General features: G+C 60.7%; 22 protein-coding genes. 14 read left to right on the plus strand and 8 right to left on the minus strand.

Annotated features, from left to right (window positions below):
* The first annotated feature begins 18 nt into the window (after positions 1-18).
* The 9 genes from tssE (at position 19) to PSH59_RS25630 (ending at position 14,404) form a co-directional block, all read left to right on the plus strand.
* Positions 19-534, plus strand: coding sequence for a type VI secretion system baseplate subunit TssE (gene tssE / locus PSH59_RS25590; protein ID WP_305393952.1), 516 nt, complete (start codon positions 19-21; stop codon positions 532-534).
* A complete protein-coding gene (gene tssF / locus PSH59_RS25595) occupies positions 531-2,390 on the plus strand; it encodes a type VI secretion system baseplate subunit TssF (protein WP_248081877.1) in 1,860 nt (619 codons plus the stop codon). Before tssE ends, tssF begins: the two co-directional genes overlap by 4 nt.
* Positions 2,354-3,397, plus strand: a complete 1,044-nt coding sequence (gene tssG, locus PSH59_RS25600) for a type VI secretion system baseplate subunit TssG (protein WP_248081879.1) — start codon at positions 2,354-2,356, stop codon at positions 3,395-3,397. The genes tssF and tssG overlap by 37 nt, the downstream gene beginning before the upstream one ends.
* A complete protein-coding gene (tssH, locus tag PSH59_RS25605) occupies positions 3,390-6,059 on the plus strand; it encodes a type VI secretion system ATPase TssH (RefSeq protein ID WP_305393953.1) in 2,670 nt (889 codons plus the stop codon). The genes tssG and tssH overlap by 8 nt, the downstream gene beginning before the upstream one ends.
* A 135-nt stretch (positions 6,060-6,194) precedes the next feature.
* The gene (locus tag PSH59_RS25610; RefSeq protein ID WP_248081883.1) at positions 6,195-8,138 is read left to right on the plus strand and encodes a type VI secretion system Vgr family protein; all 1,944 of its coding nucleotides are present in this window, start codon (positions 6,195-6,197) and stop codon (positions 8,136-8,138) included.
* Positions 8,139-8,152: 14 nt separating this feature from the next.
* Positions 8,153-8,587, plus strand: a complete 435-nt coding sequence (locus PSH59_RS25615; RefSeq protein WP_248081885.1) for a DcrB-related protein — start codon at positions 8,153-8,155, stop codon at positions 8,585-8,587.
* A 12-nt stretch (positions 8,588-8,599) separates the two neighbouring features.
* Positions 8,600-12,946 carry an RHS repeat-associated core domain-containing protein gene (locus PSH59_RS25620; protein ID WP_305393954.1) on the plus strand — a complete coding sequence of 1,449 codons (4,347 nt, stop codon included), beginning with the start codon at positions 8,600-8,602 and terminating at the stop codon, positions 12,944-12,946.
* Positions 12,946-13,605, plus strand: coding sequence for a hypothetical protein (locus PSH59_RS25625; RefSeq protein ID WP_305393955.1), 660 nt, complete (start codon positions 12,946-12,948; stop codon positions 13,603-13,605). The genes PSH59_RS25620 and PSH59_RS25625 overlap by 1 nt, the downstream gene beginning before the upstream one ends.
* A 136-nt stretch (positions 13,606-13,741) precedes the next feature.
* Positions 13,742-14,404, plus strand: a complete 663-nt coding sequence (locus PSH59_RS25630) for a hypothetical protein (RefSeq protein WP_305393956.1) — start codon at positions 13,742-13,744, stop codon at positions 14,402-14,404.
* A 126-nt stretch (positions 14,405-14,530) separates the two neighbouring features.
* On the opposite strand, the gene PSH59_RS25635 is transcribed toward PSH59_RS25630, so the two are convergent.
* The 3 genes from PSH59_RS25635 to PSH59_RS25645 form a co-directional block, all read right to left on the minus strand.
* Positions 14,531-14,806 carry an HU family DNA-binding protein gene (locus PSH59_RS25635; protein WP_003176958.1) on the minus strand — a complete coding sequence of 92 codons (276 nt, stop codon included), beginning with the start codon at positions 14,804-14,806 and terminating at the stop codon, positions 14,531-14,533.
* A 191-nt stretch (positions 14,807-14,997) separates the two neighbouring features.
* Positions 14,998-16,146, minus strand: coding sequence for an NAD(P)/FAD-dependent oxidoreductase (locus tag PSH59_RS25640; protein ID WP_305393957.1), 1,149 nt, complete (start codon positions 16,144-16,146; stop codon positions 14,998-15,000).
* Positions 16,147-16,183: 37 nt separating this feature from the next.
* Entirely contained in the window at positions 16,184-16,351 is a 168-nt protein-coding gene (locus PSH59_RS25645; protein ID WP_248081905.1) for a rubredoxin, read from the minus strand.
* Between the two features lie 195 nt (positions 16,352-16,546).
* On the opposite strand from PSH59_RS25645, the gene PSH59_RS25650 reads away from it, so the two are divergent.
* Both PSH59_RS25650 and ubiA read left to right on the plus strand, forming a co-directional pair.
* On the plus strand, positions 16,547-17,110 hold the full coding sequence (locus PSH59_RS25650) for a chorismate lyase (protein ID WP_248081907.1): 564 nt from the start codon (positions 16,547-16,549) through the stop codon (positions 17,108-17,110).
* Entirely contained in the window at positions 17,110-18,000 is an 891-nt protein-coding gene (gene ubiA / locus PSH59_RS25655; RefSeq protein WP_305393958.1) for a 4-hydroxybenzoate octaprenyltransferase, read from the plus strand. The genes PSH59_RS25650 and ubiA overlap by 1 nt, the downstream gene beginning before the upstream one ends.
* Positions 18,001-18,159: 159 nt before the next feature.
* Here ubiA and PSH59_RS25660 read toward each other — a convergent pair whose 3' ends face one another.
* On the minus strand, positions 18,160-18,540 hold the full coding sequence (locus PSH59_RS25660; protein WP_248081911.1) for a hypothetical protein: 381 nt from the start codon (positions 18,538-18,540) through the stop codon (positions 18,160-18,162).
* Positions 18,541-18,694: 154 nt separating this feature from the next.
* Here PSH59_RS25660 and phoB point away from each other — a divergent pair, with 154 nt between their 5' ends.
* From phoB to PSH59_RS25675, 3 genes are all read left to right on the plus strand, one after another.
* Complete coding sequence (gene phoB, locus PSH59_RS25665; protein ID WP_003176964.1) at positions 18,695-19,384, plus strand: phosphate regulon transcriptional regulator PhoB; 690 nt, start codon at positions 18,695-18,697, stop codon at positions 19,382-19,384.
* Between the two features lie 125 nt (positions 19,385-19,509).
* Positions 19,510-20,796 (plus strand): phosphate regulon sensor histidine kinase PhoR, encoded by a 1,287-nt coding sequence (phoR, locus tag PSH59_RS25670; protein WP_248082100.1) that lies wholly within the window; start codon positions 19,510-19,512, stop codon positions 20,794-20,796.
* A 224-nt stretch (positions 20,797-21,020) separates the two neighbouring features.
* On the plus strand, positions 21,021-22,361 hold the full coding sequence (locus PSH59_RS25675; RefSeq protein ID WP_305393959.1) for a hemolysin family protein: 1,341 nt from the start codon (positions 21,021-21,023) through the stop codon (positions 22,359-22,361).
* A 3-nt stretch (positions 22,362-22,364) separates the two neighbouring features.
* Here the strand turns inward: PSH59_RS25675 and PSH59_RS25680 are convergent, their stop codons facing one another.
* The 4 genes from PSH59_RS25680 to pstB all read right to left on the minus strand — a co-directional run bounded on the left by PSH59_RS25680 (position 22,365) and on the right by pstB (position 25,936).
* Positions 22,365-23,036, minus strand: a complete 672-nt coding sequence (locus PSH59_RS25680; RefSeq protein ID WP_305393960.1) for a M23 family metallopeptidase — start codon at positions 23,034-23,036, stop codon at positions 22,365-22,367.
* Positions 23,037-23,145: 109 nt separating this feature from the next.
* The gene (locus tag PSH59_RS25685) at positions 23,146-24,060 is read right to left on the minus strand and encodes a response regulator (RefSeq protein ID WP_248081914.1); all 915 of its coding nucleotides are present in this window, start codon (positions 24,058-24,060) and stop codon (positions 23,146-23,148) included.
* 167 nt (positions 24,061-24,227) lie between these two features.
* Positions 24,228-24,989 carry a phosphate signaling complex protein PhoU gene (gene phoU, locus PSH59_RS25690; protein WP_053127580.1) on the minus strand — a complete coding sequence of 254 codons (762 nt, stop codon included), beginning with the start codon at positions 24,987-24,989 and terminating at the stop codon, positions 24,228-24,230.
* A 113-nt stretch (positions 24,990-25,102) separates the two neighbouring features.
* Positions 25,103-25,936, minus strand: a complete 834-nt coding sequence (gene pstB, locus PSH59_RS25695) for a phosphate ABC transporter ATP-binding protein PstB (RefSeq protein WP_248081915.1) — start codon at positions 25,934-25,936, stop codon at positions 25,103-25,105.
* Positions 25,937-25,983 lie beyond the last annotated feature (47 nt).

Here is a 25,983-nt window from a genome sequence, read left to right on the forward strand (position 1 = left end):
GTCCGTGGAGCTGCTTTGGTGGTCACTGAAATCGCTTCCCGCGACCGTCTGCAGCCGTCCTTGTTGGACCGGCTGACTGACGACGATCCAACCAACCCCAAGGAAAGCGCCGACAAACGCGTGCTGTCCCTGACCCAATTGAAAGCCTCGGTTTTGCGCGACCTCGCGTGGCTGCTCAACACCACGTCGTTGCTCGATGCCGATGCCACCCTGCACACCCCGGCAGGCGCCTCGGTGGTCAATTACGGCCTGCCGGCGCTGGCGGGCAACAGCGTTTCCAGTGTCGATATCAAAGCGCTGGAAGCCCTGATCTACCAGGCCATCGCCACCTTCGAGCCACGCATCCTGCGCCACACCCTGCGCGTCAAAGCACGTGTCGGCCATGGCGAGATGAACCACAACGCGCTGAGTTTCGAGATCGAAGGCGATCTGTGGGCCCAGCCGGTGCCGTTGCGCCTGTTGCTGCAAACCGACCTGGACCTGGAGTCCGGCCACGTACGCGTCGTGAATGCCGACCAGCGGAGACGCCCATGAACCCGCGCCTGCTGGAGCTGTACAACAAGGAACTGCACCACGTGCGCGAAAGCGCCGCCGAGTTCGCCAAGGAATACCCGAAGATCGCCAGTCGGCTGACCCTGTCCGGCATGGACTGCGCCGACCCGTACGTCGAACGTTTGCTCGAGGGCTTTGCCTACCTCACCGCCCGCGTGCAGCTCAAGCTTGACGCCGAGTACCCGACCTTCACCCACAACCTGTTGGAAATCGCCTACCCGCACTACCTGGCGCCAACGCCGTCGATGACCGTGGTGCAGTTGCAGACCGACCCGGATGAAGGCTCCCTGGCCAGTGGTTTCCCCCTGCCCCGCGACACCGTATTGCGCGCCGCCCTGGGCCGCGAAACCCAGACCTGCTGCGAGTACCGCACCGCCCACCCGGTGACGTTGTGGCCCTTGCAGGTCAGCAACGCTGAGTACTTCGGCAACCCGGCCGCCGTGCTCGGCCGCCTGGCCGCCAGCGAGCCCAAAGCCAAGGCCGGTTTGCGCCTGACCTTGCGCACCGGTGCCGAATTGCCGTTCAGCAGCCTCGACCTGGACACCTTGCCGCTGTACCTCAGCGGCGCCGATGAGCAACCGTTCCGCCTCTACGAGCAATTGCTGGGCAACGCCTGTGCGGTGTTTGCGCGCAAGCCCGGGGGTGACTGGGTCGAGCGCTTGCCTCAGGACGCATTGCGCTCACGCGGCTTTGACGATGCCGACGCGGCCATGCCCGTGGTGGCTCGGGCGTTCCAGGGCTATCGGTTGTTGCAGGAATACTTCGCCCTGCCCCACCGCTTCCTGTTCGTCGAGTTCGCCCATCTGAGCCGCGCGGTCAAACGCTGCGACGGCCAGGAGCTGGAGCTGATCGTGCTGTTCGACCGTCACGAGCCGAACCTGGAAGGCAGCGTCGGCGCGGCGCAGTTTCTGCCGTTCTGCACGCCAGCGATCAACCTGTTCCCCAAACGCGTTGATCGCATCCACCTGTCCGACCGGGTCAACGAACACCATGTGATCGCCGACCGCACGCGGCCGATGGACTTCGAGATCCATTCCCTGAGCGGCATCACCGGCCACGGCACTGGGCCGGAGCAGCCGTTTTTGCCGTTCTACGCGGTGCGCGATCCGTCCCGTTACGGACGCGACCAGGCCTATTACACCGTGCGCCGCGAACCGCGCGTGCTGTCCAGCGACCAGCGCCGTAACGGCCCGCGCTCGACCTACGTGGGCAGTGAAACCTTCGTCAGCCTGGTGGACAGCCGCCAGGCGCCGTACGGCCACGACCTGCGCCAACTCGGCGTGACAGCGTTGTGCACCAACCGCGACCTGCCGTTGTTCATGAGCGTGGGCAATGGCAAGACCGACTTCACCCTGGCCGACAGTGCCCCGGTGCTGGCCGTGCGTTGCGTCGCCGGCCCCAGCCGCCCGCGCGCCAGCCATGCCCACGATGCCAAGGCCTGGCGCCTGATCAGCCAGTTGTCGCTCAATTACCTGTCGCTGAGTGAACAGGGCCAAGGTGCCGGCGCCCTGCGTGAACTGCTGCGCCTATACGGCGACAGCAATGACGCCGCCCTGCAATTGCAGATCGAAGGCCTGCGCGAGGTCAGCAGCAAAGCCGTGACCCGACGCCTGCCGATGCCCGGCCCGATTGTGTTTGGGCGCGGGCTGGAGATCACCCTGGAATTCGATGAAAACGCGTTTCGCGGCACCGGCGTATTCCTGCTCGGTGCGGTATTGGAACGCTTCCTGGCACGCTACGTGTCGATCAACAGTTTTACCGAGACGGTGATCCGTACCACCGAACGCGGCGAGATCATGCGATGGAAAGCCAAGCCCGGACGTCGTCCGACCCTGTGAGTACCCTGGATGCGATGCATCAGGAGCCCTGGGAATATGACTTTTTCCAGGCGCTGCGACGTATCGAGTGCGAATCGCCAGACCTGCCACGGCTGGGCCATTCCCTGCGCCTGGCCGATGACCCACTGCGCCTTGGGCAACAGGCCGATTGCACCTTCGCTCCGGCCACCTTGGCGTCGGTCGACCCCGGCAACGACGGCAAGCCGGCGCGCCTGGAGCAATTCTTCTTCGGCCTTGGCGGTCCCAACGGACCGCTGCCGCTGCACATCACCGAGTACGTACGTGAGCGCCAGCGCAATAACGCCGACAGCACCAGCAAGCGCTTCCTGGACGTGTTCCATCACCGTTTGCTCTGTCTGTTCTACCGGGCCTGGGCCGAAGCGCGGCCGACGGTCAGCCACGACCGTCCCGACGATGACTATTGGTCTGCGCGCCTGGCGGCACTGAGTGGCAGGGGCATGCCGAGCCTGCTCAATCAGGGCCTTATCCCGGATACCGCGAAGCTGCATTACAGCGGCCACCTGTCGGCGCAAACCCGCTACCCGGATGGCCTCAAGGCAATCCTCAGTGAGTACTTCGGCCTGCCGGTCGAGATCGAAGAGTACGTCGGCCAATGGCTGGAACTGCCCGAGCGCAGCCGCGTCGGGGTCAGTGCCAACCAACTGGGCGTGGACTTTTGCCTGGGCAGCCACGTCTGGGACCGCCAGCACAAATTCCGTATCCGTCTGGGCCCGCTGACGCTGGATGACTACATGGGCATGCTGCCCGGCCGCCAGCCGTTCAATGAACTGGTGGCGTGGGTGGCCGAGTACCTGGGCCATGAGTTGGACTGGGACTTGAACCTGGTTCTGCAACAACCCGAAGTCCCGGCGCTGCAACTCAACGGCCAGTTCCGCCTGGGCTTCAACACCTGGCTCGGCACGCCCGAGCATGACCCCAACGACCTAATCCTGGCCCGGCATTACGCCGATCAAGCCACCACCTCAAGGAATCCAGAGCATGGGTGAAATCAGTCGCGCCGCACTGTTCGGCAAACTCAACAGCGTGGCCTACAAGGCCATCGAAGCCGCCACCGTGTTCTGCAAACTGCGGGGCAACCCATATGTGGAACTGGCGCACTGGTTCCACCAGTTGCTGCAACTGCAGGACTCGGACCTGCACCGCATCATCCGCCAGTTCAACGTGGAGCCGGCACGCCTGGCCCGCGACCTCACCGAAGCCCTGGACCGCCTGCCGCGCGGCTCGACGTCGATCACCGACCTGTCGTCCCATGTGGAAGAAGCCGTGGAACGCGGCTGGGTGTATGGCAGCCTGATGTTTGGCGAAAGCCAGGTGCGCACCGGTTACCTGGTGCTGGGTATCCTCAAGACGCCAAGCCTGCGCCATGGGTTGCTGGGCTTGTCGTCGGAGTTCGACAAGATCAAGGCCGAGGCCCTGAGCGAACGCTTTGACGAGTACGTCGGCGACTCGCCGGAAAACGCCCTCAGCGCCAGCGATGGGTTTAATGCCGGTGTTCCAGGCGAAGCCAGCGGCGCCATGGCACCGAGCGCGATGGGCAAGCAGGAAGCGCTCAAGCGCTTTACCGTGGACCTGACCGAACAGGCGCGTAGCGGCAAGCTCGACCCGATCGTCGGGCGTGACGAAGAGATCCGTCAGTTGGTGGATATCCTGATGCGTCGGCGCCAGAACAACCCGATCCTCACGGGTGAAGCCGGTGTGGGCAAGACCGCCGTGGTCGAAGGCTTCGCCCTGCGCATCGTCGCCGGTGACGTACCGCCTGCGCTCAAGGACGTGGAACTGCGCAGCCTCGACGTGGGCCTGCTGCAAGCCGGCGCCAGCATGAAAGGCGAGTTCGAACAGCGCCTGCGCCAGGTCATTGAAGACGTGCAGGCTTCGCCCAAGCCGATCATTCTGTTTATCGACGAAGCCCACACCCTGGTGGGTGCCGGTGGCGCCGCCGGGACCGGCGATGCGGCCAACCTGCTCAAACCGGCATTGGCGCGCGGCACCCTGCGCACCGTGGCCGCCACCACCTGGGCCGAGTACAAAAAACACATCGAAAAAGACCCGGCACTGACCCGCCGTTTTCAGGTCGTGCAAGTGGCTGAACCGTCGGAAGACAAAGCCCTGCTGATGATGCGTGGCGTGGCCTCGACCATGGAAAAACACCACCAGGTGCAGATCCTCGATGAGGCCCTGGAAGCCTCAGTGAAGCTGTCCCACCGCTACATCCCGGCGCGTCAGTTGCCGGACAAATCCGTAAGCCTGCTGGACACCGCCTGCGCCCGCGTCGCCATCAGCCTGCACGCAGTGCCGGCGGAAGTGGACGACAGCCGCCGCCGCATCGAAGCCCTGGAAACCGAGCTGCAAATCATCGCCCGCGAGCATGCGATCGGCATCGCCATCGGTGCACGCCAGAGCAACAGCGAAGCCTTGCTGAGCGCCGAGCGCGAGCGCCTGGCCACACTGGAAAGCCGCTGGGCCGAAGAAAAAACCCTGGTGGACGAACTGCTCTCCACTCGCGCGACGCTGCGCGAAAAAGCCGGCGTGGTGGACAGTGCTGCTGGTACCACCGAGAGCAATGAGTTACGCGCCCAGTTGGTCGACCTGCAACAACGCCTCACCGCGCTGCAAGGCGAAACCCCGTTGATCCTGCCGACCGTGGATTACCAGGCCGTGGCCTCGGTGGTCGCCGACTGGACCGGCATCCCGGTGGGCCGCATGGCGCGCAACGAACTGGAAACCGTGCTCAACCTCGATCAGCACCTGAAAAAACGCATCATCGGCCAGGACCACGCCTTGCAGATGATCGCCAAACGCATCCAGACCTCCCGCGCCGGTCTCGACAACCCAAGCAAGCCGATTGGCGTGTTCATGCTGGCCGGCACCTCCGGTGTGGGCAAGACCGAAACCGCCCTGGCGCTGGCCGAAGCCATGTATGGCGGTGAACAGAACGTCATCACCATCAACATGAGCGAGTTCCAGGAAGCCCACACGGTGTCGACTCTCAAGGGCGCGCCACCCGGCTACATCGGCTACGGCGAAGGCGGCGTGCTGACCGAAGCGGTGCGGCGCAAGCCCTACAGCGTGGTGCTGCTGGACGAAGTGGAAAAAGCCCACCCAGACGTGCATGAGATTTTCTTCCAGGTGTTCGACAAGGGCGTGATGGAAGACGGCGAAGGCCGGGTGATCGACTTCAAGAACACCCTGATCCTGCTCACCACCAACGCCGGTACCGAGCTGATCTCGCACGTGTGCAAGGACCCGGCGAACATCCCCGAGCCGGAAGAAATCGCCAAGGCCCTGCGCCAGCCGCTGCTGGAAATCTTCCCGCCGGCCCTGCTCGGGCGTCTGGTGACCATCCCGTACTACCCGCTGAGCGACGAGATGCTCAAGGCGATTACCCGCCTGCAACTGAACCGCATCAAGAAGCGCGTGGAGAATACCCACAAGGTGGCCTTCGACTACGACGACGCGGTGGTCGACCTGATCGTCTCGCGCTGCACTGAAACCGAAAGCGGCGGGCGCATGATCGACACCATCCTCACCAACAGCCTGCTGCCGGACATGAGCCGCGAGTTTCTTACGCGCATGCTTGAGGGCAAGGCATTGGCGGGTGTGCGCATCAGTACGCGGGATAACGAATTGCACTACCAGTTCAACGATTGACCTGCGCCCTGAGGGTTCACTGAGAATCCAAAGGGGCGGCTTCGCAGCCCGGCGCAGGACAAGCCTGCTCACCACAGCAAGCCAACGCCTTATTGGATTCGTTTTTCAGTTATCACGGTATTTACGGAACTCCCGATGCTATTCAACCAAGCCTCACGTTTGGCCAAGATCACCAGCCCCCTCGGGCCGGATGTGCTGCTGCTCAATGAAATGGGCGGCGGTGAAGAACTGGGGCGGCTGTTCAACTATGAGCTGCAACTGACGTCGCTGGACGCCAACATCGACCTCAACCAGTTGCTGGGCAAACCGATGAGCGTCGGCCTGCAGCTGGCGGACGGCGGCGAGCGGCACTTCCACGGCATCGTCGCGCGTTGCAGCCAGAACATCGACAGCGGCCAGTTCGCCAGTTACCAAGTGACGCTGCGCCCGTGGCTGTGGTTGTTGAGCCGCACCTCGGACTGCCGGATTTTCCAGAACCTGAGCATCCCGCAGATCATCAAGCAGGTGTTCCGCGACCTGGGGTTTTCCGACTTCGAAGATGCCCTGAGCCGGCCGTACCGCGAGTGGGAATACTGCGTGCAGTACCGCGAGACCAGCTTCGATTTCGTCAGCCGCTTGATGGAACAGGAAGGCATCTACTACTACTTCCGCCATGAACAGGACCGTCACGTGCTGGTACTGGCCGACGCCTATGGCGCCCACACCACGGTGCCGGGCTACGCGTCGATCCCGTATTACCCCAAGGATGAGCAGCAGCGCGAACGCGACCACATGCACAACTGGCACCTGGCGCAGGAGGTGCAGCCGGGCTCGCTGGAACTTAACGACTACGACTTCCAGCGCCCCAGCGCCCGCATCGACGTGCGCTCGGCCATGCCGCGCCCGCACACCGCCGGCGACTACCCGCTGTACGACTACCCCGGCACCTACGTGCAAAGCGCAGACGGCGAACACTATGCACGCACCCGCATCGAAGCCCTGCAAACCCTGCATGAACAGATCGAGTTCGCCGGCAATGCCCGCGGCCTCGGCTCCGGTCATCTGTTCAGCCTCACCGGCTTCAGTCGCCAGGACCAGAACCGCGAATACCTGATCGTCGGCTGCCGCTACTACATCGTCCAGGAAAGCCTGGAAAGCGGCGGCGGTTCCGGCTCGGCGCAGTTTGAAAGCAGCCTGACCTGCATCCCCGCGCAACAAAGCTACCGCACCCTGGCCACCACCCATCGACCGGTGGTCAAAGGCCCGCAAACCGCGCTGGTGGTCGGCCCCAAAGGCGAAGAAATCTGGACCGACCAGTACGGCCGCGTGAAGGTGCACTTCTACTGGGACCGTCACGACCAATCCAACGAAAACAGTTCGTGCTGGATTCGCGTGTCGCAATCCTGGGCCGGCAAGAACTGGGGTTCAATGCAGATTCCACGCATCGGCCAGGAAGTGATCGTGAGTTTCCTGGAAGGTGATCCCGACCGGCCGATCATCACTGGGCGGGTGTACAACGCTGAGCAGACGGTGCCTTACGATCTGCCCGAAAACGCCACCCAAAGCGGCATGAAGAGCCGTTCGAGCAAGGGCGGCACGCCAGCCAACTTCAATGAAATCCGCATGGAGGACAAGAAGGGGTTGGAGCAGCTGTATATCCATGCCGAGCGTAACCAGGACATCGTGGTGGAGGTGGATGAAAGCCATTCGGTGGGGCATGACCGGAATAAAAGCATCGGGCATGACGAAATCGTGACCGTCGGCAACGACCGGGTACGCGCAGTCAAGCACGACGACATGCTCATGGTGGGGTTCAGCAAGACAGACGCCATCAGTAAAAGTTACCTGATTGAAGTGGGCGAAAACCTGCGCCTGGTCTGTGGCAAAAGTGTGCTGGAGCTCAATGCAAGCGGGCAGATCAATCTCACCGGCGTTCAGATCAACGTGTATTCCGAAGGCAGCTCCGAGATCAACACCGGCGGCAATCTGCATTTGAACATTGGCGGCAAAGGCGGTACCACACCCATGGGCCAAGGGGTCAAGGGTGAAATCGACGCGGCCGTCAATTCCATGTTTCCCAAGCCGCCTTCCGGCCAATAACGAGATTCCGTTTCATGACCTATCAACTCAATGAACTGCAATTCACGCTGCCCAGCGATGACGTTCAAGATGCTTCCATCAATATCCTGAAGTTCGCTGCTCTGGGTACGTCGTTGATCATCAGCCGTAGCCTTCTGAATGAGGGTGAAACGCTGCAAAGCAACTTCGAAGAGCAACTGGCGAAGCTGGAGAAGCAGGTACAGGACTTGCGCTACCAACCGGCCAAGGCACTTCGTGTAGGCGCGGCGCAGGATATAGACGCCATCGAAGTGCATAACCAGTTCAGCAAGGGCACCGAGCGTATTCATCAATACCAGTTAGCGCTTGTGATACCCGGCACTCGGCAGATGCTTGCCCTGAGTTATGTCAAAGCCCAACCCCTGGGCGATGCTGAAAGTGCCCATTGGGCAACCATCAAAAGCACCCTGCAACTGAATCCCAAGCCTTGAAGTCCCTCATCCATGTCTGACGCTCTCTGGGCGGCACGTCTCGGCGACGGCCTGCTGCACACCTCGGCGATGGCCGACATCTTGGGCGGCGTGCTGGAAATTGCGGCCAACATCGCTATTACGGCCGTCGCCACTGCTGCGATTGTGGCCGCCACCGGTATTACCGTCGTTACCGGCGGTCTGGGCTGCTTTGTGCTCGGCGCGGTGGTGGGCATCATCGTCGGTATAGGCATGAGCAAGACGGGGGCGGACAAGGGACTGACAAAGGTTTGTGACTGGATAGGCAATGCGTTATTCCCGCCTGTGGTGATGGCAACCATCGCCACAGGCTCCCACAACACCTTTACCAACGGCATACCCTCCGCACGTGCCGCAGGCGCTATCGGCCCAGTCAGTTCGCAACCCGCCGAAGGGGGTAGTCCCGAAGAAGCCAGCTACCTTGACATGGCCAAGGGTTTCTTCTCGCAGATCTGGCGGCCCACAGTGGCGGTTCCTGCACCAGGCGCAGTACCCAAACCGCTGGATATTGTGATCTGCACCAAACATCCCCCGATGCCGCCGCAGTTTATTGCCGAAGGCTCCAGCAAGGTCACTATCAACGGTCAGCCGGCCGCCCGCAGCGGTGATCGAAGCACCTGCGACGCCTCGATTGTCGAGTCGGGGATGATCTCCAGCAACGTGCGTATTGGCGGAAGCCCCGTGGTGGTGCGCGAGATCCGCAGTGGCAAAACACCCGGTGTCGGGCTGGCGGTGACCGCACTGTTGATGCTACGTGGTGGCGGCTCCAAGTTTTTCAGCAAGCTGCCGTGCATGGTCGTTGGTGGACTGGTGTCGTGGGGCACCAGCCAAGTGACCAATGCCATTACTTCTGCAGTCGCAGGCTCGCCCAACCCGGTACACAGCTCCACTGGCGCGAAAATTCTTGATGGGGAAGACGATCTGGACTTCGCTCTGCCCGGCCTGCTCCCTATCGAGTGGCAGCGCTACTACAGCAGTCGGGACGAGCGTAGCGACGGCCTGTTCGGTGCCAGCTGGAGCGTGATCTACGAGGTCTGCGTCGAGATTGGCGTACACCCCGAAGGTGGGGAACGGCTGGTCTATACCGATGAGCAAGCGCGACAGATCGACATGGGCGTGATCCCGCTGGGCGGTGCCGTATTCAGCGCAGGAGAAGGCTTGAGCGTACGGCGCAATACCAATGGCCAACTACTGATTGAAAGCGTCGACGGGCTCTATCGGCTATTCGAACCAACGCCAGGCACCGCCTCACGCCTGCGCCTTAGCCAATTGGGGGATCGCAACGACAACCGAATCTTCCTCGACTATGACGTACAGGGTCGGCTGAGCCACTTACGAGATACGTTCGACCATGTGCGTGTCGAACTTGTTTACAGCCAGCAATGGCCTGCGCGAGTGGAGCAAGTCAAACGGCTATACCCCGATCACAGCCGAGAAACCCTTGTCAGTTACGGCTACGATGCTCGCGGCGACCTGGCCGAAGTTCGCGATACCGACGCAAACGTGCAACGCCGCTTCGCCTATGACTACGGCCAGCGCATGGTAGAGCATCAGCTGCCCACCGGGCTGCGTTGTTACTACCAATGGGACTGTGTGGACGGTAGCGAATGGCGCGTGGTGCGGCACTGGACCGATGAAGGTGACGAGTACCGGTTCGACTATGACTTGCCGGGTGGCGTGACGCGCATTACTGATGGCTTGCAACGGGTCAGCACACGCCGCTGGAACCCGCAGTATCAGATAACCGAGTACACCGACAACCTGGGAAAAACCTGGCAGTTTGAATGGAATGACGAGCGTCAGCTGCTCAGTGCCACCGATCCACAAGGCGGCAAATGGCAGTTCGGCTACGACGAGTCCGGCAACCTGTGCAGCACTCAGGATCCGTTGGGGCGTATCGAGTCGACATTGTGGCTGGAGCACTGGTCGCTGCCGCTGGTGGAGACCGATGCGGCAGGCCACGCGTGGCAATATCAGTACGACCAGCGAGGCAATTGCGTCAGTGAAATCGACCCGTTGGGGCATGTCACACGGTATCGCTACGATACGTTTGGACAGGTGGTGGAGATCATCGATGCCACAGGCAAAAGCAAAACCCTGCGCTGGAATGAAACCGGACAGTTAATCCAGCACATCGACTGTTCGGGGTACCCCACAGCCTTCGAGTACGACCGCCAGGGTCATTTGCAGGTAGTCATCGACGCTTTGGGTGAGCGCCAGCGCTATCAACACGACAGCCAAGGCCGGTTGCTACAGAGCGAAATGCCGGACGGCCGCATCGAGCAGTACCTGCGCGATACCAGCGGTCTGTTGATCGGCTATACCGATGCCGCAGGTCACACCACCCGCTACCAGTACGGACGCCGCGGGCAGGTGCGCCAACGAATAGATGCCCATGGCCGGCAGATTGAGTTCCGCTACGACGCCTACGGACACCTCCAAACCCTGACCAATGAAAATGGTGAGAGTTACCGCTTTACCTGGGACCCGTGCGACCGTCTGGTAGAGCAGCAAGACCTCGACGGCAGCGCCCGACGTTATGCCTATGACCTTCTGGATAACGTAGCCGCCGTTGAGTACGTGCCCACAGGGCAGACACCTGAGCCTTCAATTGTGCATCGACTCGAACGCGATGCAGTGGGCCGCTTGCTGTTGAAACAAACCGATGACGGTCGCACCGAATACACCTACGACCCGTTGGACCAACTTACCGCTGTCACCTTCATCGGCAATGACGAAACCACCCAGGCACTGGCCTTCGCCTACGACGCGCGCGGCCAACTACTCATCGAACAAAGCGCCGCCGGCAGCCTGAACTACCACTACGATGAGCTCGGCAACCTGATCCAGACGCAGTTGCCCGACGGCCGTTGGCTCAACCGCCTGTACTACGGCAGCGGCCACCTGCACCAGATCAACCTCGACGGGCGCGTCATCTGCGACTTCGAACGCGACCGCCTGCACCGTGAAGTCCTGCGTACCCAGGGCCAGATCACCACGCGCAGCGAATATGACCGCAGCGGCCGCCTGCGCTCACGGATACGCCGCCCCAATGGCCAGCCCACGCAACTGCCGGCCACCCAGCAAAAACACTTCGACTATGACCCGGCCGATAACCTGATCGGCCGCCTGGAGCGTGACCGCGATAACCATCGGGATCAGCGCCAACTGCTCCACTACGACGCGACCGGGCGCATTATCGCCAGCCAGGACAACGCTCAGGGCCAGCGAGAAACGTTTGCCTATGATGCCGCCGCCAACCTGCTGGACGGTCCGTCAGCCAGTGCGGGGCTGGTGGTGCATAACAAGCTGTTGACCTATCAGGACAAACGCTATCGTTACGACGGCTTTAGCCGAATGATCGAAAAACGCAGTGCCCTACGCGGCGTACAGCTTTTTGCCTACGACGCAGAGCATCGCCTGATCGAAGTCCGTAGCCAGAAGGATGGACGCGAAACGGTCGTGAAAATGACCTATGACCCCCTCGGGCGGCGCATCGCTAAAACCGAACATGACAGCAACGGCTATCCGTTGGGTGAAAGCCGCTTTGATTGGGAGGGGTTGCGTCTGCTGCAGGAGCATCGGCATAGCCAGACCAGCCTCTATCTCTATGAAGAAGACGGCTATGTACCGCTGGCTCGCGTGGACGGCACGGGCGAGCATCAAAGCGTGCGCTACTACCACAACGACCTGAATGGATTGCCTGAGCAACTGACCGAAGCTGATGGGAAAACGGTGTGGCAGGCGCGCTATCAGGTGTGGGGGAATGCAGACGGAGAAGTGCGTGAAGCGTACTTTATCGAAGAGCAGAATTTGCGGTTCCAGGGGCAGTATCTGGATCGGGAGATTGGGCTGCACTACAACACGTTTCGGTTTTATGATCCGGATGTGGGGAGGTTTACGACGCCGGATCCGATTGGGTTGGCGGGAGGCAGCAATCTTTACCAATACGCTCCTAACCCGACGGGTTGGATAGACCCCTGGGGCTGGGCCTGTTCCTCAGCACAAAGGAGGCAGAATAAAGTCAACGGTAAAGCCGCTGAAAACCTGGTGCATCAGAAGCTATTAAATAATCCCAAAGTGACCGTGCTCGGTACACAGGTTTATGTCAAAACTCCAGGTGCAGGGAGAGGCCGCTACGTAGACATTTTGATAAAAAATAACAAAACCGGGAAAGTCGTCGCAATTGAGGTCAAGTCAGGTGGTGCTGTACGGTCTAAAGCCCAGCTTGCAAAAGACAAAATCATCGCCGATGGGAAAGGCATATTTGGTAATTCTGGAAAGAGCACAAAAGGCGTAACCGTTAGCGAAGCCAGGGTCCCACTATGGAGGTTGCCGTAATGACTGAAACTGTAAAAGATATATTGAAGTTACTGACCTCATTCTTAGCAGAACCCTTTGCGAAACATGGGTACGCGCTAAAAAAAGGCAGACATTTTGAAACGAATGGCGAGCGTGGTCGAGTTCGTCGCTACACGATAAATCTATCCAAGAGTAAGGGATGGTTTTCTCTCCACTTGACGCTTCAGATAGTGGACCCAGCGCTGATGACGTGCGTGAACAACGTCCTTAATAAAGCACTCCGAGACGAACGGTTTGAATATCCGGAAAACTGGTCCAAGTCTATTATCGAGAAGACTATTAAAACCCGGACTTCCAACCATGTTGTCGCCGAACTGACGGACTGGCGGCCACTAAAAAATCCCGGCGAAACGCTTGAGAACTTCAATGAGCGTTTTTCAATATGGTTGTATTCATTTGACAGCCCGGATGAAAAACCTGACTGGAAAGAGCAGTTGCTGACCAGTATTGGATTAGCCCAATGTTGGTTTGACGAAGCAGATTCGGAAGACTGGATTCGCACCAACACTGATTATCCTGCTCTTTATTTGCTATATAACGAAGGTCTAAATCAGAAACTTGAAGACAAATACAAAGCTGTGCTGAGGTCCTCTGAAGCCCCAAATGAAGTGGAACTGTTTTACCTGCATCTGTCTTGATAGCCAGAACAACACCCAAGGTCAACGGGAACCTTCATCTACGATGCCGAGCATCGCTTGATCGAAATCCATAGCGAGAGGCGCTCTGCCACGTCATTCGCCAAACGAAAAGGTTGTTTCTAAAGGATCACCGGCTATGGGTATCAATCAGCTTATCCTCTCACAGCAAGACCATAACCTTGGACAAATAGGCGGAGGTGCGTGGCTTACAGACCTTGAGTTGTGGCCTAAAGACCCGCAGACCGGTCAGCTTATGCTGCCGGTGATTACGATGACCTCAACGTTCTTGGACGTCCCATTCATACCCTCCGGGATGGCGCTTACTGTGTTCGTCTCCGTTGAGCGAACTGACGAAACGTACACACGATCGTCTGTACGGAAGTTGACTGTTCATCAACAAAGCGAGATGGAAAAGCTCCAACTTGGCCATAGTCAAGTTCTGCTTCACGCACTGGCGACTTCCGAACTCACACCCGCTGAGTTGGTTGATCCAATCCCGCGAACGTATATTGCCCAGCAACCGTTCACTCCCGAACAAATGGAGGAAGAATTGGAAGACCTGGACAGTGGCGCGAGTATCAGCAAGGCCCTTGGGCGCCCCGCTTGGTTGCAAGACCCTTTGTATGAAAGCCCTCGCTACTATTTCTTGGCTCAACTCACCGACGCCGACATTGCAAAAATCAGCCCTAGTCACGAAGGAATATTCGGTGGAGGTATCGGCTATGTGTTCGCCGATAATCGAGCGAAAAAGCTGAAAGAAGGGGATCTGGGCGGCTATTTCCTAGTTCAATTTACCTGAGAATGCGATTAGGCGAGCTGGCTTAATCCGGCATACGCATCAGCGCCCACAAAAAATGGGCACCCGACCCAGTCGGCGTGCCCATTCTTCTTACCGCCCCGCCTCCCTTCGAGACGGTACTGCGCGTTACGCGTTAACGGTATCTTTAAGCGATTTGCCCGGCTTGAACGCAACAGTGTTGCTGGCCTTGATCTTCACCGGTTCACCGGTTTGCGGGTTTTTGCCGGTGCGGGCGCCGCGGTGGCGTTGCAGGAAGGTGCCGAAGCCAACGAGGGTCACGCTGTCCTTGCGGTGCAGGGCGCCGGTGATTTCTTCGAGAACGGCGTTGAGGACGCGGTTGGCCTGCTCTTTGGTGAGATCCGCTTTTTCAGCGATGGCGGCTGCGAGTTCTGGTTTACGCATAAGTGAAGCCTCTTTGACGGTTTTTTGTTGTTATGTCCGTGCCGCTCTCTATCGGAGCAGCGCCCAAAGCGCCGCAGGCTCTACTCTGCGGCCGACGGGAGTGAGGATGGCATGCCCTCGCACGCTCCGCTAGCCTCGCGACGACCTTTCTAGGGCAAAAAACAGGGTTATTCCGACAGAACGGCCAGTATTTACGCCAGTAACGGCGGAAGTTCTTTGTTGAGGGCCAGTTTTTCCGCCACGGCCGTGCCGGTCAGCGCATACCCCAGCAGGCGGCCGCTGGCGTCGCGGCACAGGGCCTTGATGTCGGCGCCCTGGCCTTCGACGCTCCATATGCCTTCAGTGCCTCGTGGCGGCGGCGAAACCACCAGCGGGCAGACCGGGGTTTTCACGGTGACGGGCATCGGCCCGTAGCTGACCGCCGTGGGGTTGCCGGCCAGGGACTGGGCCAGGGCGCGGGCGCAGGTCATCAGGGGCATGACGTACAGCAGGTTCAAGCCGTCGACCTCGGCGCAGTCGCCCAGGGCGTAGATATTGGCGTGGGAGGTCTTGAGGTGGCGGTCCACCATGATCCCACGGTTGGTCTGCAGGCCGGCTGCGGCCGCCAGGTCGGTGCGTGGGCGCAGGCCGATGGCCGAGACCACCAGGTCGCAGCGGATCACTGCACCGTCCGACAAGTGGGCTTCAAGCCCGTCCGCCGTGCGTTGCAGGCGATTGAGCAACGGGCCCAGGTGGAAACGCGCACCCAGGCCTTCCAACCCGGCCTGCACGGCTGCGGCCGCCGCAGGGTGCAGCAGGGTCGGCATGACTTGTTCGCAGGGGGCGACCAGGTCGATTTCATAGCCGCCCAGGATCAGGTCGTTGGCGAATTCACAGCCGATCAGGCCGGCACCGAGCAGCAGCACGCGGCGTTTACCGGCCGCAGCGCTGCGAAAGCGCGCGTAGTCTTCAAGGTCGTTGATCGGGAAAATCAGGTCCGCCCCATCGCCCTCGACGGGCACTTGCACGGTCTGGGCCCCCCAGGCCAGGATCAGGTCGCGATAAGCCACCGCTTCTTCGCCGATCCACAGGCGCTTGTGGCCTGGATCGATGCCGCTGACGCGGGTGTGGGTGCGCACTTCGGCTTTAAGTTGCTCGGCCATCGCGCCGGGTTCAGCCATGCTCAGGCCATCGGCTTCCTTGTTTTTGCCAAAACCGGTGGAGAGCATGGGCTTGGAGTAGGAACGCCCGTCATCCGCCGTGATCAGCAGCAACGGGGTTTCGCTGTCGAGCTTGCGAAACTCACGGGCCACGTTGTAACCGGCCAATCCAGTGCCGATGATCACGACAGGTGCGTTCATGCCTTTCTCCTTGCAGTACGTTGCTTAAATGGTCAGATCAGCCGATTTCGATCATTTCGAAATCCATCTTGCCGACGCCGCAGTCAGGGCACAGCCAGTCTGCCGGGACATCTTCCCAGCGCGTACCGGGCAGAATGCCGTCATCCGGCCAGCCGTCTGCTTCGTTGTAGATAAGGCCACAGACGATACATTGCCACTTCTTCATTACTTACTTCCTCAGGTCCAGGCAGGTTGGCCGACGGTCGATGGATCCAGCGTTGCCGTGCGGCTCAGGGCGTTTTGTACTGATCGGGGCCGGCAGATGCAAGCGCGATCGACGCAAGGCGCCGGCTCAGCCCGGCAAAAGTCAGGGGTGCCATGGTAAGCTCGCCGCCTCTTTGGCTGCCAATACTGACTCACCGTGCCGCACTCAATCGCCCCTCCCGATGCTTGCCAATGGCTGACCCAGAGCCTTCTGAAACCCGCACCTACGCCATTGGCCCTCAACTGGCTATTCGATGACGGCTCGCTGACGCGTCGGCTGACGTGGCTGTCCGACGAGGGCTTCAGTGTGACGCCGCTGTTCGAAGGCTGGCAGCCGCTGCGGGATGACGAATGTGCCGCCCTCGACCTGGCCCCCGCCACGGTCGGCTGGGTACGCGAGGTGTATTTGCGCGGGCGTGGCCAGCCGTGGGTGTTTGCCCGCAGCGTCGCCGCGCGCAGTGCCTTGCAGGGCGACGGCCTGCATATGGACGAACTGGGCAGCCGCTCGCTGGGGGAGCTGCTGTTCTGCGACCACGCGTTCACCCGCCAGGCGATCGAGGTGTGCCATTACCCCGCGCACTGGTTGCCGACCGCCGATCAGACCGACGGCTTGTGGGCGCGCCGCTCCCGCTTTGATCGTGGGGCGCTGAGCGTGTTGGTGGCGGAAGTCTTCTTGCCTTGCTTCTGGCATGCGCTGCATGACCATCCGGAGAACTGCTGATGTATCAACGTGTGCTCAAATCCTTGAACCGCCTGAACCCCAGGGCCTGGGATTTCATTCAGTTGACGCGCATGGACAAGCCGATCGGCATCTACCTGCTGCTGTGGCCGACGCTGTGGGCGCTATGGATCGCCGGCAAGGGCTCGCCGTCTCTGCTCAATATCGTGATTTTCGTGCTCGGCGTGGTCCTGACCCGGGCCGGCGGCTGTGTGATCAACGACTGGGCCGACCGCAAGGTCGACGGCCATGTAAAACGCACCGAGCAGCGCCCTCTGGTGAGCGGCAAGATCAGTTCGAAAGAGGCACTGGTGTTTTTTGCGCTGCTGATGGGCCTCAGTTTCCTGCTGGTGCTGCTGACCAACGCCACCACGATCCTGCTGTCCCTCGGCGGCCTGGCCCTGGCGGCGAGCTATCCGTTCATGAAGCGCTACACCTATTACCCCCAGGTGGTCCTGGGCGCGGCGTTCTCGTGGGGCATGCCGATGGCGTTCACCGCCGAAACCGGACATCTGCCGGCCACTGCATGGCTTCTGTACATCGCCAACCTGCTGTGGACCGTGGGCTACGACACGTATTACGCGATGACCGACCGTGACGACGATTTGAAAATCGGCGTGAAATCCACCGCGATTCTGTTCGGTGATGCCGACCGCGTGATCATCCTCACCCTGCAAGGCCTGGCGCTGGTGTGTCTGCTGCTGGCGGGCGCACGGTTCGAACTGGGCGGCTGGTTCCATCTGGGGTTGGTCGCAGCGGCGGGCTGCTTCGCGTGGGAGTTCTGGTACACCCGCGACCGGGACCGCTTGAAGTGCTTCAAGGCGTTCCTGCACAACCACTGGGCCGGGCTGGCGATTTTTGTCGGGATTGTGCTGGATTACGCGGTTCGTTAACCGGCGGAACCCGCGGCCGTCTGTAGTGAGCGCAAGCGGCCCTCAACAGGACCGCCGCGTCGTATCAGATACAGCGTGGCGCCTGGGCCTGGGGCTGCTGCGCAGCCCAACGCGGGCAAGCCTGCTCACCACAACACAATTTGGGCGCGCCCCGTTCGGTCAGGGCTTGGCGACTTTCCAGGCACCGTCCATTTTGCCCTCACCGGTCATGTCACCGGCCTTTTTGTCCATGATGAAGGTATACAGCGGCTTGCCGTCGTAGGCCCACTGGCTCTTTTGATCGTCACGGGTGATGACGGTCCACTTGCCCATGGGCTTGGCGGTGGAATCGGCCATCAACGGCGGCCAGTTCGTCGCGCATTTGTCGTTGCACATGGATTTTCCGTCGGCATCCTTGGCAAAGGTGTAGAGCGTCATCGACTTGTGATCCACCAACATCCCGTCTTTGGTCATCGCCGGCTCTGCCGCGAACGCCAGGGTCGGCAGCGTCAACGCTGCCGTTACCAACAGGGCTTTCCAGGAAACAGTACTGTAAGTCATCGGAACCTTCCTTTTGTGGTTGTCAGGATTCGGACTCAAAGCGTAGTCCAGAGTGCCGTGAATTGCCCCAGCGACTAAATTACTGTCACACGACTGCAATAATTCCGTTATCTAATGCGGCGCAAGACAGTTAAATGACAAGAGGATTTTGAGCATGGTTGGCAGGAGCATTCTGATCGTCGACGACGAAGCGCCCATCCGCGAGATGATCGCCGTTGCGTTGGAGATGGCCGGCTACGACTGCCTGGAGGCGGAAAACTCCCAGCAGGCCCATGCCATTATCGTCGACCGCAAACCGGACCTGATCCTGCTGGACTGGATGCTGCCCGGCACCTCCGGCATCGAACTGGCCCGCCGCCTCAAACGCGACGAGCTGACCGGGGATATCCCGATCATCATGCTCACCGCCAAAGGTGAAGAGGACAACAAGATTCAGGGCCTGGAAGTCGGCGCCGACGACTACATCACCAAGCCGTTTTCCCCACGCGAACTGGTGGCGCGTCTGAAGGCCGTATTGCGCCGCGCCGGGCCTACCGATGGCGAAGCACCTATCGAAGTCGGTGGCCTGCTCCTGGACCCGATCAGCCACCGCGTGACCATCGACGGCAAGCCAGCCGAGATGGGGCCGACAGAATACCGTCTGCTGCAATTCTTCATGACCCACCAGGAGCGCGCCTACACCCGTGGCCAGTTGCTCGACCAGGTATGGGGCGGCAACGTGTACGTGGAGGAGCGCACTGTGGATGTGCATATCCGCCGCCTGCGCAAAGCCTTGGGCGATGCCTATGAAAATTTGGTACAAACCGTGCGCGGTACCGGCTATCGGTTTTCAACCAAAGGTTGAGCTATAAGCAATCAGCCGCAAGTTAAAGCGGGACTGCTTAAGCTTGGAGCTTGCAGCTTGAAACTTGAAACTGCTCCGAAGGACGCAACTTGAACCAGAACTGGCATGGCACCCTGATCCGCCACATGCTCCTGTTGATCACCGGCTGCCTGTTGGTCGGGTTGATCAGCGGCTATTACGGTTGGAGCCTGGCCATCGGCATCGGCTTGTACCTGGGCTGGACCCTCAAACAGCTGCTGCGCCTGCATGAATGGCTGCGCCAGCACAAACCCGACGAAGCGCCACCCGACGGCTACGGTCTGTGGGGCGAGGTATTCGACAGCATTTACCACCTGCAACGCCGCGACCAGCGGGTGCGCGGACGCCTGCAAGCAGTGATCGACCGGGTGCAGGAGTCCACCGCCGCGCTCAAGGACGCGGTGATCATGCTCGACAGCGACGGCAACCTGGAATGGTGGAACCGCGCCGCCGAAACCCTGCTGGGCCTCAAGACGCCCCAGGACAGCGGCCAGCCGGTGACCAACCTGGTGCGCCACCCGCGCTTCAAGGAGTACTTCGAGCAGGAGAACTACGAAGAAGCCCTGGAAATCCCCTCGCCGACCAACGACCGCGTGCGTATCCAGCTGTACTTGACGCGCTACGGCAACAACGAACACCTGATGCTGGTGCGTGATGTGACCCGCATTCACCAGTTGGAGCAAATGCGCAAAGACTTCGTCGCCAACGTCTCCCACGAACTGCGCACGCCGTTGACGGTGATTTGCGGCTATCTGGAGACGCTGCTGGACAACGTCGAGGAGATCAACCCGCGCTGGAGCCGCGCACTGCAACAGATGCAGCAGCAGGGCTCGCGCATGCAGACCTTGCTCAACGACCTGCTGTTGCTGGCCAAGCTGGAGGCCACCGATTACCCGTCGGACAACCACCCGGTGGCCGTGCACAGCCTGTTGCAGACCATCAAGAATGACGCCCAGGCCCTGTCGGGCGAGCGTGGCCAGCAGATCACCCTGGAAGCGGACTCCCAGGTGTTGCTCAAAGGCAGCGAGGGCGAATTGCGCAGCGCGTTCTCCAACCTGGTGTTCAACGCGGTGAAATACACCCAGGACAAGGGCAACATACGCATCCGCTGGTGGGCCGATGAACACGGCGCGCACCTGAGCGTGCAGGACTCGGGCATCGGTATCGACGCCAAGCACCTGCCGCGCCTGACCGAACGCTTCTACCGCGTCGATTCCAGCCGCAACTCCAACACCGGCGGCACCGGATTGGGCCTGGCGATCGTCAAGCATGTACTGCTGCGCCACCGCGCCCGCCTGGAAATCAGCAGCGTGCTGGGCCATGGCAGCACCTTTACCTGCCATTTTCCGACAACGCAGGTGACCCGTTCACGCCTTGTCGGAAACGACGAATAATCCGAACACCACACACCTGAACGGGTGAGAAGGCGCTCGCCTATCGCAGACAAGCGCCCTTCCACACCCGGACTTGCCGTGTCTTGGCGAACACATTCCTTGCCCCACCCGGCAGCCGCCACTAGGCAAGCGCCGCGCCAGTCGCTACATTGGCCGACTTGCACCTGCCTTTCAGGCCTGTCTTTCACCCCCTATTGAACACACGGAACCTGCAAAACCCCATCATGGACCCTTCCCCTGGTATCACCCTCGCCACACTCTTTGCCGACTTCGGCATGATTCTTTTTGCTCTGGTCCTGGTACTGCTCAACGGTTTTTTCGTTGCGGCGGAATTCGCCATGGTCAAACTGCGCTCGACCCGGGTCGAAGCCATCGCCCATACCAACGGCTGGCGCGGGCAGATCCTGCGCACCGTACACAGCCAGCTCGACGCCTACCTGTCGGCCTGCCAGTTGGGTATCACCCTCGCCTCGCTGGGCCTGGGCTGGGTCGGTGAGCCGGCCTTCGCACACATCCTGGAGCCGTTGCTGGGCGCCATGGGCGTCGAATCGCCGGAAGTGATCAAGGGTGTGTCGTTCTTCGCGGCGTTCTTTGTGATCTCTTACCTGCACATCGTGGTCGGTGAGTTGGCGCCCAAATCCTGGGCCATTCGCAAACCCGAGCTGCTGTCGCTGTGGACCGCGGTGCCGCTGTACCTGTTCTACTGGGCCATGTACCCGGCAATCTACCTGCTCAACGCCAGCGCCAACGCCATCCTGCGCATCGCCGGCCAGGGCGAGCCCGGCCCGCACCATGAGCACCATTACAGCCGCGAAGAACTCAAGCTGATCCTGCACTCCAGCCGTGGCCAGGACCCGAGCGACCAAGGCATGCGCGTACTGGCCTCGGCCGTGGAAATGGGCGAACTGGAAGTGGTGGACTGGGCCAACTCCCGGGAAGATCTGGTAACCCTGGACTTCAATGCCCCGCTTAAAGAGATCCTGGCCCTGTTCCGCCGGCATAAATTCAGCCGCTATCCGGTGTACGACGCGGTGCGCAATGAATTCGTGGGTCTGCTGCACATCAAGGACCTGCTGCTGGAACTGGCCGCCCTGGACCATATCCCCGAGTCGTTCAACCTGGCTGAACTGACCCGCCCGCTGGAACGTGTGTCGCGGCACATGCCGTTGTCGCAGTTGCTGGAGCAGTTCCGCAAAGGCGGCGCGCACTTTGCCCTGGTCGAAGAGGCCGACGGCAAGATCATCGGCTACCTGACCATGGAAGACGTGCTGGAAGTGCTGGTGGGCGATATCCAGGATGAACACCGCAAGGCCGAGCGCGGCATCCTGGCTTACCAGCCGGGCAAGCTGCTGGTACGCGGCGACACCCCGCTGTTCAAGGTCGAGCGCCTGCTGGGCGTCGACCTGGACCACATCGAAGCGGAAACCCTGGCCGGGCTGATCTACGACACGCTCAAGCGCGTACCGGAAGAGGAAGAAGTGTTGGAGGTCGAAGGCCTGCGCATCATCGTCAAGAAGATGAAAGGGCCGAAGATCGTGCTGGCCAAGGTCCTGCTGCTGGACTGACCCTTAATTGCCCAACGCAAAGTTGGGCAATGCCCCTACGGGCTGGTTGAACTCATACGGAATCGACACCAGCCCCGCCGCGCCGGCCCGCTGCACTACAAAGTGCAGATGCGGCCCGCTGCTATTGCCGGTATTGCCCGACAGCCCCAGCGGGCTGCCCACCGCCACGCGCTGCCCTGCCCTCACACTGACCGACCCTTGCTTGAGATGCAGGTACACGCCCTGGGTGCCATCGTCGTGCTGCACCCGCACAAAATTGCCCGACGCATCGTTGCCACGTCCGGCCTGCTCGTTCTCAATGTTCACCACGACGCCGCCGCGCGCGGCAATGATCGGCGTGCCTTCAGGCATGGCGATGTCCATGGCGTAGCGGCTCTTGGCGTCGGTATGGCTGTAACGGCCATTGGGGCCCTGGCTCAGCCGGAACGGACCGCCGCGCCAGGGTAAGGGATAGCGATAGGCTTGCCGTGGGTAGAGCGGTGACGGTAGATCAAGCACCGGGCGTTTCACACGCTCGACCTTGCGCTCCTGCACCACGAAGGCCTGGGCGCCAGGGGTGTGCCGGTCACTGAAGACCACCTCGCCGTTGGCATCAACGGATTTGTAGAGGGTCATGGCCTGGGTCACGTGGATGACCGTGGCCAACCCGCAACACAGCAAAAGGCGAAGGAGCATGGCGCGAACCTGCCGGGATGACTGAGCGGCAGGTTAGCAAGGGCTCATGACAATCTTGAGCGGCCTTGCGCCGCTTGGCCCAACGGGAGCAAGCGCCCTCGCCACACGATCAGGCACCCGGCACGAAATGCTTCTGCGCTGTGCCCCGTGCGATCAAGCGCGAGATGTAGTCAAGCTTCTGCGCATCCTGATCGATAAACCGGAACGTCAGTTGCAGCCAGTCGCTGTCGGGCTTGGGCTCGAACGCGACGATGGCGTGCAGGTAGCCGTTGAGGCGGGCCACCTCGGCGTTGTCGCCTTGTTCCAGGTCGAGCACGGCGCTTTCCAATACCTGAGGCAGGACTTCACCGCGGCGCACCACCAGCAGCGCTTCCTTGATGCTCAGCGCCTTGATCACGCATTGCTGGGTGCCGCTGGACAGACGCAGCTGGCCCTGGCCACGACCGGCAGACGGCGCGGCGGATGGGGTGGCGGCGCGAACCGGCGGGCTGTTGAGCAGGCCTTTGCTGGGCGCCGACGCAGCCGCTGCAACGGGCGCCGCACGCGCGGCCTCAGGCTTGCCGCCGGTCAGGGCGCTCAGGGAGTCGTTGCCGAAGGCCGAGTTCATCTTGGTCGGTGCGCTGGCGACCAACGCGTCAAGGCGGCCGACCTTCTGCAGAGCCTGCTTGACCTTGTTCAGCAGTTGTTCGTTGGTGAATGGCTTGCTGACGTAACCGGATACCCCGGCCTGGATGGCCTGGACCACGTTCTCTTTGTCGCCACGGCTGGTCACCATCACGAACGGCATGGCTTTGAGGTGCGGCTGTTCGCGGCACCAGGTCAGCAGCTCCAGCCCGGACATCTCCGGCATTTCCCAGTCGCACAGCACCAGGTCGAAGGTCTCGCGCATCAGGATGGTCTGGGCTTTCTTGCCGTTCACCGCATCTTCAAGCTTGATCCCAGGGAAGTAGTTGCGCAGGCACTTCTTCACCAGATCGCGGATAAACGAGGCGTCATCCACCACCAACACACTGACTTTACTCATCGACCCTTCATCCTATAAAAACTTCGGCACGCAAAACGCCTGACTGGTGGCATTTTGCCAAAACTCTGTAGTCACGTTCGGATTTTCTTTATCCGACTCGCAGAAAATTCAGACGCCACAAATGAAAACGCCCGACCAAAGGCCGGGCGTTAATTTCTCGGGCAACCTTACTTATCGTCAGGTTCGCCCGGAACATTAGGGATTTGATCGGCTGAACCTTCAACTTCGGCCTTCATGCGCTTGAGGCCCATGTGCCGTACGTCGGTCCCGCGAACCAGGTAAATCACCAATTCCGAGATATTGCGTGCGTGGTCGCCGATCCGTTCCAGGGAACGCAGCACCCAGATGATGCTCAAGACCCGCGAGATAGAGCGCGGGTCTTCCATCATGTAGGTGGCCAGCTCACGCAGGGCCGTCTTGTACTCACGGTCGATGACCTTGTCGTATTGGGCCACCGACAGTGCCAGGTCCGCGTCGAAGCGCGCAAAGGCGTCGAGGGCATCGCGCACCATGTTGCGCACTTGGTCGCCGATGTGACGCACTTCCACATAACCGCGCGGCGCTTCGCCTTCTTCACACAACTGGATGGCGCGGCGGGCGATCTTGGTGGCTTCGTCGCCGATGCGCTCAAGGTCGATCACCGACTTGGAAATGCTGATGATCAAACGCAGGTCCGAGGCCGCCGGCTGGCGACGGGCCAGAATGCGCAGGCACTCTTCATCGATGTTGCGTTCCATCTGGTTGATCTGGTCATCGATCTCACGCACTTGCTGGGCCAGGCCCGAGTCGGCCTCGATCAGCGCAGTGACGGCGTCGTTGACTTGCTTCTCCACCAGCCCGCCCATCGCCAGGAGGTGGCTGCGCACCTCCTCAAGTTCGGCGTTGAACTGCGCGGAGATGTGGTGGGTAAGGCCTTCTTTGCTAATCATGGGTTTGCTCCGCAAACGCTGTAAGCCACTAGCTACAAGCTGCAAGTTGATAGGTGTCGTTGCATTGAACTGCTTTTACTTGCCGCTTGAAGCTTGCGGCCAGCAGCCCAGCACTAGCCATAACGCCCCGTAATATAGTCTTCGGTCTGCTTCTTCGCCGGATTGGTGAACAGGGTATCGGTATCGCCGAACTCCACCAGCTTGCCCATATACATGAACGCGGTGTAATCGGAAACCCGCGCAGCCTGCTGCATGTTGTGGGTCACGATCACGATGGTGAACTTGGATTTGAGCTCGTAGATCAGCTCTTCGACTTTCAGCGTCGAGATCGGGTCAAGCGCCGAGCACGGTTCGTCGAGCAACAGCACTTCCGGCTCCACCGCGATGGTACGGGCAATCACCAGACGCTGCTGCTGACCGCCGGACAGACCCAGCGCCGACTCATGCAGGCGGTCCTTGACCTCGTCCCACAGCGCCGCGCCCTTCAACGCCCACTCAACGGCTTCGTCGAGGATGCGTTTCTTGTTGATGCCCTGGATACGCAGGCCGTAGACCACGTTTTCGTAGATGGTCTTGGGGAACGGGTTTGGCTTCTGAAACACCATGCCTACCCGGCGACGCAGCTCTGCCACGTCTTCGCCCTTGCGGTAGATGTTGGTGCCGTACAGGTTGATGGCGCCCTCCACGCGGCAACCGTCCACCAGGTCGTTCATGCGGTTGAAGGTGCGCAGCAGCGTGGACTTACCACAGCCCGACGGACCGATAAACGCGGTTACACGCTGCTTGGGGATGTTCATGCTGACATCGAACAGCGCCTGTTTGTCACCGTAGTACAGGCTCAGGCCCGGTACTTCGATGGCCACGGTTTCTTCAGCCAGGCTCAGGCTCTGCTTGTCGCGACCCAGGGCAGACATGTTGATGCCGTGGGATTGGGTTTCGTGTTGCATGGTCTCACTCCGTTCGTAGCTGCCAGCTTTTAGCTGCAAGCTGCAAG

The organism is Pseudomonas sp. FP2309 (genome assembly GCF_030687575.1).
In the GTDB taxonomy this organism is placed as follows: domain Bacteria; phylum Pseudomonadota; class Gammaproteobacteria; order Pseudomonadales; family Pseudomonadaceae; genus Aquipseudomonas.

What these genes read in the sequence shown, in the direction of transcription:
- PSH59_RS25675 (WP_305393959.1), top strand. Translation starts at nt 21,021, where the DNA reads ATGGACCCTTCCCCTGGTATCACCCTCGCCACACTCTTTGCCGACTTC.
- phoR (WP_248082100.1), top strand. Translation starts at nt 19,510, where the DNA reads ATGCTCCTGTTGATCACCGGCTGCCTGTTGGTCGGGTTGATCAGCGGC.
- PSH59_RS25645 (WP_248081905.1), bottom strand. Translation starts at nt 16,351, where the DNA reads ATGAAGAAGTGGCAATGTATCGTCTGTGGCCTTATCTACAACGAAGCA.
- tssG (WP_248081879.1), top strand. Translation starts at nt 2,354, where the DNA reads ATGGAAAGCCAAGCCCGGACGTCGTCCGACCCTGTGAGTACCCTGGAT.
- PSH59_RS25610 (WP_248081883.1), top strand. Translation starts at nt 6,195, where the DNA reads ATGCTATTCAACCAAGCCTCACGTTTGGCCAAGATCACCAGCCCCCTC.
- phoB (WP_003176964.1), top strand. Translation starts at nt 18,695, where the DNA reads ATGGTTGGCAGGAGCATTCTGATCGTCGACGACGAAGCGCCCATCCGC.
- PSH59_RS25680 (WP_305393960.1), bottom strand. Translation starts at nt 23,036, where the DNA reads ATGCTCCTTCGCCTTTTGCTGTGTTGCGGGTTGGCCACGGTCATCCAC.
- PSH59_RS25615 (WP_248081885.1), top strand. Translation starts at nt 8,153, where the DNA reads ATGACCTATCAACTCAATGAACTGCAATTCACGCTGCCCAGCGATGAC.
- PSH59_RS25635 (WP_003176958.1), bottom strand. Translation starts at nt 14,806, where the DNA reads ATGCGTAAACCAGAACTCGCAGCCGCCATCGCTGAAAAAGCGGATCTC.
- PSH59_RS25640 (WP_305393957.1), bottom strand. Translation starts at nt 16,146, where the DNA reads ATGAACGCACCTGTCGTGATCATCGGCACTGGATTGGCCGGTTACAAC.
- ubiA (WP_305393958.1), top strand. Translation starts at nt 17,110, where the DNA reads ATGTATCAACGTGTGCTCAAATCCTTGAACCGCCTGAACCCCAGGGCC.
- pstB (WP_248081915.1), bottom strand. Translation starts at nt 25,936, where the DNA reads ATGCAACACGAAACCCAATCCCACGGCATCAACATGTCTGCCCTGGGT.
- tssH (WP_305393953.1), top strand. Translation starts at nt 3,390, where the DNA reads ATGGGTGAAATCAGTCGCGCCGCACTGTTCGGCAAACTCAACAGCGTG.
- phoU (WP_053127580.1), bottom strand. Translation starts at nt 24,989, where the DNA reads ATGATTAGCAAAGAAGGCCTTACCCACCACATCTCCGCGCAGTTCAAC.
- PSH59_RS25630 (WP_305393956.1), top strand. Translation starts at nt 13,742, where the DNA reads ATGGGTATCAATCAGCTTATCCTCTCACAGCAAGACCATAACCTTGGA.
- PSH59_RS25685 (WP_248081914.1), bottom strand. Translation starts at nt 24,060, where the DNA reads ATGAGTAAAGTCAGTGTGTTGGTGGTGGATGACGCCTCGTTTATCCGC.
- PSH59_RS25625 (WP_305393955.1), top strand. Translation starts at nt 12,946, where the DNA reads ATGACTGAAACTGTAAAAGATATATTGAAGTTACTGACCTCATTCTTA.
- PSH59_RS25620 (WP_305393954.1), top strand. Translation starts at nt 8,600, where the DNA reads ATGTCTGACGCTCTCTGGGCGGCACGTCTCGGCGACGGCCTGCTGCAC.
- tssF (WP_248081877.1), top strand. Translation starts at nt 531, where the DNA reads ATGAACCCGCGCCTGCTGGAGCTGTACAACAAGGAACTGCACCACGTG.
- PSH59_RS25660 (WP_248081911.1), bottom strand. Translation starts at nt 18,540, where the DNA reads ATGACTTACAGTACTGTTTCCTGGAAAGCCCTGTTGGTAACGGCAGCG.